Below are 10,244 nucleotides of genomic sequence, written 5' to 3'. Positions count from 1 at the left end.
TTGGCTAAATAGATTTGTTTGTCTTTAAATTTAAAAGCAGACTTAGTAAATTCGGCACTTCCTCCTTGATGTTTTTTCTTAAAGTTAGGATACTTAGTACGACCAGCAAAGAAGTTAGTGAAAGCTGTTTGTAAATGTCTTAACCCTTGTTGTAAAGGTACACAGCTTACTTCATTGAGAAAGTTTAATTCTTCTTGTTTTTTCCAATCGGTTAGCATTGAAGAAGTTTGAACATATCCTACTCTTTCTTGTCTTTCGTACCATGCTTGTGTTCGTTCGTGGAGAGCTTTATTGTAAACTAATCTTACACAGCCCAAAGTGCGCCGCAATAGCGACTCTTGTTCGGGTGTGGGGTAAAATCGGTAAGAATAGGCTTTTTCCATGTCTCACATTCTAGCATATATTTTGTAAATGTGCTAATATTTAACAGTAAAGCCGTCGTAGAACGACGGGGTTTCAGACCCAAAATTTTCGATGATTCATCAACCCCCGGCGGGGACAAGGGATTTATTACCCCTAGAAGTTACCCAAAAAGGCTGGATTAATGATCGCCTTCAGTCTGTCTTTCAGCGTTGGGGCTATCAAAGGATCGTCACCTCCACCATTGAATGGCTCGATACCCTCACCGCAGGCGGTACGATCGATCCCAGCACCGTGATCCAACTCCACGGGGATAGTCAAGGACTATCGGGATTACGCCCTGAATTAACCGCTTCCATTGCGCGTAGTGCCGTCACCCGCATGAGTGGGGAGTCCTATCCCCAACGTCTCTGTTATCGGGCCAACGTTTTTCGTCGCCCTAGCGCCGGTTATCACGGTCGTCAAGTGGAATTCTATCAAGCAGGGGTAGAACTGCTCTTTTCTGGCGGTTTACTAGCTGATGCCGAGATTTTACTGCTCTTGGCTGACTGTTTCGATAGTTTGGCCGTCCCTAACTGGCAGATTATTTTAGGAGAAGCGGGTTTGACTCGTTCCCTACTTTCCCCTTTTCCGGGTCCCTTGCGGGAACAGGTGAAACGCTGTTTAGCCCTCCTTGACTACGTTAGCCTCGAAAATCTTCCCTATCCCAACGAAACCCTCCGGCAGCAAGCCCGACAATTATTTCACCTGCGCGGTAATCCTCACGATGTCCTCGCACAAGTGGCAGTATTAGCCCAGGAAGAATCAGCCCAAAAAGCCGTTAATAACCTTAAATCCCTAGTAGAGCTGCTTAATGCCGATCGCTCTGGGCCTTTTCCCCTAATTCTCGATTTAAGTCTGATTCAAACCTTTGATTACTACACCGGCATCGTTTTTAAGGCCGTTAGTGATCACCAGCAAAATCTCAGTATTTTAGGCCAAGGCGGACGCTATGATCAATTATTGGGCGTTTTTCATCCCCAGGGCCAATCGGCTCCGGGTATCGGTTTTTCCCTAAATATCGAAGAACTGCACGAAAGTTTATTATCAGGGCAGACTTTACCCAGTCAAGCTCCTCCCCTCGACTGGTTACTTATCCCTTTGGGTAATAACGCCCAGATAGCGACTTTTAGTAAAGCTCGCTCCCTTCGCACCAGTGATCCGAATCTGAGAGTGGCGATCGATTTAGGGGGTCGCAGCGAGGCACAAATTCGCACCTATGCCCGCGATCGAATGATTAAAAATCTCGCCTGGGTGCAAGAAGATGGTTCCGTGAGCGAAGAATCTCTCTAAAAGGGGGCAAAAGTGGCGAAAAAAAAGTACGGGCGAAGCATTCGGGCAATAACCTATCGGTGAAACCGTAGATTTTTTATCCGAATGCTTCGCCCCTACAGGACGCGGGCCGATGAAGACGCAAGGTTTTGAAGCACGATTCCCTCAAAATCTTGCACCTGTTTCGCGAGAATAGACCTCGTTCCCACACATAAACCAGAAGAGCCGTTCAAAAAACTTTATAAATAATATTGATTGGTTTGTTTATAATAACCCCCATTAATACCCACTGAAACCATAATAAATCATAAGCAAAAATCAATGTTAATAATCGATTCTAATCTATACCAGAGGTGAACTTGGGTTGGGTTAAAGCATGAAACCCAACGCTGACGGCGATGATTGAGCCGCTTCTTGGCATGGTAACGACTAGGTCCGTCCCAAGTGCGGGAAACGGCGATTTTAAAATTTTCACCCTTTATTCAGGAAAAAATCATGTCAACTCCTTTTTTAGTTAAGGATATCTTCCCCGGTTCCACTGGCTCCTACCCAATAAACCTAGTGGCAGTAGGCAATACCCTTTTCTTCCACGCCAAGGACGGCGTTAATGGGCAGGAATTGTGGAAAAGCGACGGCACGGCGGCTGGTACGGTTCTGGTCAAAGATATCTTATCCGGTTACTTTTCGTCCAGCCCCCTCAATTTAACGGCGGTGGGCAACACCCTGTTCTTCCGGGCCAATGACGGCGTTAATGGGCAGGAATTGTGGAAAAGCGACGGCACGGCGGCTGGTACAGTTTTGGTCAAAGACATCCGCCCCAGTCTCTATCGCTCCTACCCCAACCGTCTGACAGCAGTGGGCAACACCCTGTTCTTCACTGCCAATGACGGCGTGAACGGTTATGAATTGTGGAAAAGCGACGGCACAGCGGCCGGTACAGTTTTGGTCAAAGATATCCGCCCCGGTTCCTCTAGCTCCAACCTGGAAAATCTGAGGGCAGTGGGTAATACCCTCTTCTTCACTGCCGATGACGGCGTGAACGGTAAGGAATTGTGGAAGAGCGACGGCACATCGGCCGGTACGGTTTTGGTCAAAGATATCCGCCCCGGTTTATCTAGCTCCTACCCCAACAGTCTGACGGTAGTGGGCAACACCCTGTACTTCACTGCCGATGACGGCGTGAAAGGACCAGAATTGTGGAAGAGCGACGGCACATCGGCCGGTACAGTTCTGGTCAAAGATATCTTCCCCGCTGCCTTCGGTGGCGCCCCCAGCAATCTAACGGCAGTGGGCAACACCCTGTTCTTCGAGGCCTATGCTGGCGTAAACAACGGTTATGAATTGTGGAAGAGCGACGGCACGGCGGCTGGTACGGTTCTGGTCAAAGATATCCCCTCATTCGTACCTACCTCCCTCCGCTATCTAACGGCGGTGGGCAACACCCTGTTCTTCGCTGCCAATGACGGCGTGAACGGTCTTGAATTATGGAAGAGCGACGGCACGGAGACCGGTACAGTCCTAGTCAAAGATATCCGACCTGGTTCCTTTAGCTCCTACCCCCGCAGTCTAACGGCGGTGGGCAATACCCTATTCTTTACTGCCAATGACGGCGTGAACGGTGAGGAATTGTGGAGGAGCGACGGCACGGCGGCTGGTACGGTTCTGGTGGCCGACATCCGCCCCGGTTCCTCTAGCCCCGTACCCCTCAATCTAACGGCGGTGGGCAACACCCTGTTCTTCACTGCCAATGACGCCGTTAACGGTTATGAATTGTGGGCCGTGAGTACCCCCACCATCCCCACCCTCGCCATTGCCGCCACCAATGCCAATCAAACCGAGGGCAACAGTGGCAGTAAAGCCTTTACCTTCACCGTCACTCGTGCGGTTAATACCACGGGAAGCAATAACGTTAACTGGGCAGTTACCGGCACGGGAACCAATCCTGCTAATGCCACTGATTTTGTCGGGGGATTGTTACCCAGTGGGGTAGTAAGTTTTGCGACGGGGGAAACCAGTCAAGTAATTACTGTTGACGTTCAGGGAGATACAACGGTAGAACTGAACGAAAACTTTACCGTCACCCTCTCCAATGCCACCAACGGCGCTACTATTACCACCGCTACTGCCACGGGAACCATCAATAATGATGACTTTATCGGTACTTCCGGTCCGGACACCCTTGTGGGAACCTCTGGAGCAGATGCCATGACTGGATTAGCCGGAAACGATACTTATACGGTAAATGATGCCGGGGATTTGGTCATTGAAGCTCTCAACCAGGGAACCGATACCGTGCAAGCTTCCATTTCCTACACCCTTCCTAACAACGCGGAAAATCTCCTTCTCACCGGTACTGGTAATCTTAATGGCACGGGTAATGGCTTAAATAACCAGATTACAGGGAATAGTGGCAATAATAACCTCAATGGTGCTGCTGGTAACGATAGCCTCAATGGTGCTGCTGGTAACGATACCCTCAATGGTGCTGCTGGACGCGATACTTTAACCGGTGGGACAGGGACAGACATCTTCATCTTCCAGTTTGGTCAGTCCACTGCCGCAGCCCTAGACCGAGTTACGGATTTTGCTATTGGTACTGATAAGATTGACCTGCTTAGTCAAGCTGGTGGGGCCATTAATGCCCCGGTCGCTTTTACCCGGGCAACAGATAGCACCACGACCAACATTAACACCATTGTTACTAATGTCTTTACCGATGCTAATGGGGCAACAGCCGGAAATCAAGCTCTCGGGATGAACAGCGCTGTTTTAGTGCGGGACAATAGTTCTTCTACTTACCTAATTATCAACGATGGTACAGCAGGCTTCCAAAGTGCTAATGATTTGGTGATTAATCTGACTGGGTTAACGGGTAGTTTACCGGCGCTAGGTACTATTGCGGTCAATAGTTTCTTTGTCTAAATTAATGGGGGGATTAATTCCCCCCTTTTAATGCTCCCGTTCAAGTAATTTTGATACAAAAAAAGTTAAGAGGCTCTTCTCGACTTTGTGTTATAAGTAGCTGGTTATAATTAAATTAAAAATGGATTTTGCCTCTGATCCCCCCTTAGTCCCCCCTTGATAAGGGGGGTGCCGATCCCCCCTTAGTCCCCCCTTGATAAGGGGGGTGCCGATCCCCCCTTAGTCCCCCCTTGATAAGGGGGGCATCTGATAATTTTTAACGCCTACCTACTTAATTTTTGCTTATGAAACCGTGAAATACCTATCAAGCAAGACTTTTAGGGCTATTTTAACGTTCGGCGATGCTCAGTCGAGCCGCAGAAGAAACTAGAAAATATCAGTATAGACCTCGTTTCCACACATAAACCAGAAGAACCCAAATACTGATGGGCAGTCAGGAGTTTAAACTTGTGGAGAGACTGTAAGACTCCTTGGGATTCGTCTCAAAAAGCAGGTTTCTGTGAAGCAAGAATCTCCCATCACACAGCTTGGCCTTGTGATGGCGAGAGTGTCAAAATTGTGTTCAATTACTCGTCATCCCAGTCATGCCTTCCAGCGGTCAAGTGAAATCGATTTTTTTTCTGATCCTCTTTCTCCTCAGTATTCTAGGGGGTATTCTACTGGCTTCGCTACTTCAACAACCAGCGATCGCCCAATCTCCCTCCTCGGATACATTGCTAAATCGTTATCAAATTGGAGAGCAAACCTATCTAGAAAATTGTGCCACCTGCCATATTGCCATTCCTCCCAGCATCCTACCGAGTCAAACTTGGAAAAAAATCCTAGAAAATCCTAATTCTCACTATGGTATCCGTTTAAAACCAATTGTCGGCATTACTCAGCGTCTTATCTGGGATTATCTCAGTTATTCTTCCCGCCCTCTTAGGGAGACTACTTTTGTTCCCCTCCTAATTGAACAGTCCAGCTATGTAAAGGTTTTGCACCCTAGGGTCAATTTACCCACTCCTCTCGGTCACACCACCTGTGTCACCTGTCATCCCAACGCTTCCCGCTACGATTATCAAACCCTTACCCCCATCTGGGATGATGCAGCCTAATCAGTTATCAGTTTTCAGTTTTCAGATGTGAGTTTTTAGTTCACTGATTACTGTTTACTGATCACTGAGAGGGGGTGCAGTGAGGGTGATTTCGCCGATTTGGTCAGCTTTACCCATTAATTGGGCAGGGTTGTCGTTAAGAGAGATTTTAACAGCACCAGCATTGCCCGATCGAATATTTAAACTCTTTTGGGCTGTCCAAGTTCGTTTGGTCCCGGGTTGGAGATTGCCTTCGTGGACTTTTTTGCCATCGGCAATTACCCTTACCCAAGTGGCCTGTTCAATAGTTACTTCGGCTGAGAGGGGAACTTTTGGCGGAGGAGAAGGGGAAGGAGAGGCTACCAGCGCAGGAGGGACTACCGGTGCGAGGGAACCCACGGGGGAAGGAGAGGGAGTAACGGCAGGGGGATTAGAGAGAGGGGGACGGAGGAAAAGATAGCCAATACCACAAAATATGCCCGCCAGTAAGCCTAACCAGAGATATATCCCGAAAAAGGTCGATTTAGCTGGTTGGGGGCTAGTTTCTGGGGCCGGGTTTTCTGGTTTCACTCGTTCCGCTTTTGGGGCAGCCGGTTCAGCCTTGGGGATGGGGGTAGCTTTTGTGGGCAGTGTTTTCGGGATAGTTACCTCTTGGGCTAATTGTTCCGCACTAGGAGACAAGCGATCGGCTAAAGCTTTACCATCAATTTTTAGGGCATCACCGTAGCGTTTGATAAATCCCTTGACATAAATTAATTCTGGTAATTTCTCCCAATTCCCCGTTTCCAACGCTTCTAGCATTGGCAATCTAATCATCGTCACGGCGGCGATATCGTCTATGCTCAGGCAGCTTTCTTCTCGTTTTTGACGTAAATAAGTCCCGATTTCCTTGATTTGTTCGGCTTGTAGGGGACTGAGTTGACTCATAATTCCAGTCATAATCTATACCAACTTAGATGATAATCTCGATTTTGTTATTTTGGGATAATCTGTTCTCTAGAAGTTCCCTTTACTTTGTCGTCATTACCAGCGAAAAGGTTGCAAAAACCAGTAAAAATCGGCAATACTTGCCAAAGTTAAGTTTTTTATTTCAGGGTGACTGCACTGGCCGGTCAGTACATACATTTGTTCTTAATGCTTGTTTTTCTCCAACTCTCAGCATATCGTTAATTAGGGCTGGCTGAATAAATCTAAAAACCTTGTTGGATAAGACTTTTAGACTTTTTGTCAATCAAAAAGTATCCGATATGGGAGTAATCGGGGGGAAAATTCAGCTACTTTTTCCCTGAAAATTAGGTAATTGACTACCTCAAAATCGGTAAAACCCTACACCCTACACCCTACACCCAAGAAAAACTTTTTGCCGCAAACCCTAATTATGACCTTTATTCCCCATCCCGACGCCACCCCCCTTCACCTTACCTGTGCCGTAGTCACGGTGAGCGATACTCGTACCCCAGAGACGGATAGAAGTGGCCAAATAATTCAAGAGTTACTAACTCGATCGGGTCACGATATCGGCCTATACTTAATTATCCCCGATGAACCCTTACAAATTCAAGCAATTTTACCAGAGATTAGCAATCAAAATCAGATAAAAGTCTTAATTCTTAATGGGGGGACGGGTATTGCTCCTAGAGACACCACCTACGATGCTTTAGTACCTTTATTAAGGATTACTTTGCCCGGTTTTGGCGAATTATTTCGTTATCTTAGCTATCAGGAAATCGGCTCCCGTGCCATGGCATCGAGGGCAATAGCTGGGGTTTATCAAAACCTATTAGTCTTTTCTCTTCCTGGTTCCACTAATGCCGTTAAATTAGCCCTAGAAAAACTGATTCTTCCTGAAATTTTACATCTGGTTAAACAGATGAATGGATAATTGATAAGGACAATTTTCTCGGTTTTCTATGCTCGATCAAAAAGAACTTTTGTGTTTATTACAATTGGCTAGTCCCATTTTACCCGTGGGGGCCTATAGTTATTCCGAAGGGCTAGAAACCCTCGTCGAAAAGGGGATTATCTCCAATAGTGCCACCTTGAATGATTGGTTAGAGCGATCGCTTTGTCAAGGCTCGATTCGCTTAGAAGCGGCTGTTTTGCTAAGGGTATATCGTTGTTTTTGTCAAGAAGATTTTACAAAACTTAATTATTGGGACAATTGGTTATCGGCAACGCGGGAAACGGCCGAATTAAGACAACAAAGCTGGCAAATGGGGCGATCGCTGTTAAACCTATTGCGGGAGTTAGCACCAGACAGAGATAATCTACCGGAACAGGCTAATTATGCCACCGCCTTTGCGATCGGGGCAAGTCATTGGCAAATTGGGGAAGAATTAGCGGTTTTAGGCTATTTACACAGTTGGGCAAGTAATTTAATCAATGCAGGACTGCGTTTAATTCCCCTTGGACAAACCCTAGGACAAGCGCTTCTGATCGGTTTACAGCCCAGTTTATTAACAGCAACAGCAGATATTATCAGTTTAGCCGATGAAAACCTGACCAGTTGGAGTTGGGGGCTAAGTTTTGCCAGTATGAACCACGAAACCCAGTATAGTCGTCTATTTCGCAGTTAGCAATTTAGGGAGAAAAGCAGGAGAATGACTTAAAAACCAAATAAGGTATAGTATGATTGAAAAAAATCTTAAGTCCTAGTTCTCACTTTCTGAGTGACGGAGGGTTTTAAGGAAAGATGCGAACACTTTACCTAGCCACAGTGTACCAATGTTTAGTCAATCAGAAAAAATTCCCGTTTCGGTGTTAATTCCCGCCAAAGACGAGGAATCTAACCTTCCCGCTTGTTTAGAGAGTGTTGCTAGGGCTGATGAAGTGTTTGTCGTCGATTCCCAAAGTATCGATCGCTCGATCGAAATATCTACCAACTATGGGGCTAATGTAGTCCAATTTTATTTTAATGGTCGTTGGCCGAAAAAGAAAAACTGGTCCCTTGATAACCTGCCTTTTCGCAATGAATGGGTATTAATCGTCGATTGTGATGAGAGAATCACCCCCGAACTATGGGACGAAATCGCCACCGTGATCCAAGATTCCAACTATAACGGTTATTATCTCAATCGTCGCGTTTTCTTCCTCGGACAATGGATTCGTTATGGTGGCAAGTATCCCGACTGGAATCTGCGTTTATTTAAACATAAGTCGGGTAGATATGAGAATTTAAACACGGAAGATATACCCAACACGGGAGATAACGAAGTTCATGAACACGTTATCCTTAATGGCAAGGTGGGCTATCTAAAAAATGATATGCTGCACATCGATTTCCGCGATATCTATCATTGGTTAGAAAGACATAATCGTTATTCCAACTGGGAGGCCCGGGTTTATTACAATATTCTCACGGGTAATGACGAAAGTGGCACGATCGGAGCGCACCTCTTCGGTGATGCGGTGCAGAGAAAACGTTTTTTAAAGAAAATTTGGGTAAAATTGCCCTTTAAACCGCTGCTCCGCTTTATTCTCTTTTATGTTATCCGTCTCGGTTTCTTGGATGGCAAAGCTGGTTATATCTACGGTCGTCTTTTGAGTCAGTATGAATACCAAATTGGGGTTAAATTGTACGAATTACGGAGATTTGGCGGTAAATTAAACGTTAATACCCATGTTAATCCCCCGATTAAACCCTCGGAACCTCAACCGGTAGAAATGATTAAATAAGTCCTATGTCCCCAGAAATCCGCACCGATGAGGAAGCATGGCTAGATCTGCGTACCTACGATCAATCTTGGTTTGATCGCGGTCGTTCTAATCCAATTATCCTACTTTGGTGGTTAGTACAGGGAATTCTTTTTCCCCTCAGTTTGCACCAGATGGATAGCTTTCGCTGCGCTATTTTGCGGCTATTTGGGGCTAAAATCGGCCTTGGGGTGAAAATTCGCCCGACGGTAAGGGTGACTTATCCCTGGAAAGTGGCGATCGGCGATTATAGTTGGATCGGCGATGATGTGGTGATTTATAGTTTAGATAATGTTACCATCGGCAGTCATTGTGTGATTTCTCAAAAATGCTATCTTTGCACTGGCAGTCACGATCCCGGCGATCGCTCTTTTGGCTTAAAAACCACTCCCATCCTCATCGGTAATGGTACATGGATCGCGGCCGATTGTTTTTTGGCTCCGGGGGTAAAAATTGGCTCTAATGTTGTTATTGGGGCAAGAAGCAGCGTATTTGCCGATATTCCCGCTCAAAAGGTCGCTTGGGGTAGTCCCTGTCGTCCTCAATACGATAGAAAGATGAATTCTTATAGTAGTTAAGCTAAGAGGCATTTTTGGCGGTCTTCCGCTCGCTTTTGCCCCACTGTTTCCCACGGGACATATTAAGCTGTTCGTAATTTAATTAGCATTTTTATCGATTTTTGTCAAGATATATTTGACACAATTTATTAGAAAAAGGGTTTCTAATTAAAGAGGGCGAATGCAATTCGCCCCTACAATAATAATATTATTATTGTGCCAATGGTAGGGGCGCATCGCGTGCGCCCAGAATGTCCTAAGTAGGTAGGCACAATTATTTGGGCGAATGCAATTCGCCCCTACAATAATATTATTATTATTGTGC

At 46.1% G+C, this 10,244-nt stretch carries 9 protein-coding genes; 7 read left to right on the top strand and 2 right to left on the bottom strand.

The genetic code is table 11. From position 1 onward, the window contains the following. On the bottom strand, positions 1 to 383 hold a 383-nt coding region (locus EWV60_RS19970), incomplete at its 3' end, for an RNA-guided endonuclease InsQ/TnpB family protein (RefSeq protein WP_287234244.1). A 91-nt stretch (positions 384 to 474) separates the two neighbouring features. Between EWV60_RS19970 and EWV60_RS19965 the strand changes: the two genes are divergently transcribed. The 3 genes from EWV60_RS19965 to EWV60_RS19955 all read left to right on the top strand — a co-directional run bounded on the left by EWV60_RS19965 (position 475) and on the right by EWV60_RS19955 (position 5,690). Continuing rightward, positions 475 to 1,692: an ATP phosphoribosyltransferase regulatory subunit gene (locus EWV60_RS19965; RefSeq protein ID WP_287234242.1), complete on the top strand. Its 1,218-nt coding sequence runs from the start codon at positions 475 to 477 to the stop codon at positions 1,690 to 1,692. Between the two features lie 474 nt (positions 1,693 to 2,166). Further along, positions 2,167 to 4,593, top strand: a complete 2,427-nt coding sequence (locus EWV60_RS19960) for an ELWxxDGT repeat protein (RefSeq protein WP_287234240.1) — start codon at positions 2,167 to 2,169, stop codon at positions 4,591 to 4,593. A gap of 584 nt (positions 4,594 to 5,177) precedes the next feature. After that, positions 5,178 to 5,690, top strand: a complete 513-nt coding sequence (locus tag EWV60_RS19955) for a hypothetical protein (protein ID WP_002779035.1) — start codon at positions 5,178 to 5,180, stop codon at positions 5,688 to 5,690. A 54-nt stretch (positions 5,691 to 5,744) separates the two neighbouring features. Here the strand turns inward: EWV60_RS19955 and EWV60_RS19950 are convergent, their stop codons facing one another. Then, positions 5,745 to 6,608, bottom strand: a complete 864-nt coding sequence (locus EWV60_RS19950; RefSeq protein ID WP_016514427.1) for a helix-turn-helix domain-containing protein — start codon at positions 6,606 to 6,608, stop codon at positions 5,745 to 5,747. A gap of 439 nt (positions 6,609 to 7,047) precedes the next feature. On the opposite strand from EWV60_RS19950, the gene EWV60_RS19945 reads away from it, so the two are divergent. The 4 genes from EWV60_RS19945 to hpsU all read left to right on the top strand — a co-directional run bounded on the left by EWV60_RS19945 (position 7,048) and on the right by hpsU (position 9,940). Next, entirely contained in the window at positions 7,048 to 7,551 is a 504-nt protein-coding gene (locus EWV60_RS19945; protein ID WP_016514428.1) for a MogA/MoaB family molybdenum cofactor biosynthesis protein, read from the top strand. A gap of 28 nt (positions 7,552 to 7,579) precedes the next feature. Continuing rightward, positions 7,580 to 8,245 (top strand): urease accessory protein UreF, encoded by a 666-nt coding sequence (locus EWV60_RS19940; protein ID WP_002737619.1) that lies wholly within the window; start codon positions 7,580 to 7,582, stop codon positions 8,243 to 8,245. Between the two features lie 148 nt (positions 8,246 to 8,393). Then, the gene (locus EWV60_RS19935; RefSeq protein WP_002752838.1) at positions 8,394 to 9,344 is read left to right on the top strand and encodes a glycosyltransferase family 2 protein; all 951 of its coding nucleotides are present in this window, start codon (positions 8,394 to 8,396) and stop codon (positions 9,342 to 9,344) included. 5 nt (positions 9,345 to 9,349) lie between these two features. Then, a complete protein-coding gene (hpsU, locus tag EWV60_RS19930) occupies positions 9,350 to 9,940 on the top strand; it encodes a hormogonium polysaccharide biosynthesis acetyltransferase HpsU (protein ID WP_002779039.1) in 591 nt (196 codons plus the stop codon). The last annotated feature ends 304 nt before the right edge of the window (positions 9,941 to 10,244 follow it).

Origin of the sequence: Microcystis sp. Msp_OC_L_20101000_S702 (genome assembly GCF_007095705.1) — a bacterium.
Lineage (GTDB): Bacteria > Cyanobacteriota > Cyanobacteriia > Cyanobacteriales > Microcystaceae > Microcystis > Microcystis ichthyoblabe_A.
Note: the sequence above shows the minus strand (reverse complement) of the source record. Positions and strands in the feature narration are given on the sequence as shown.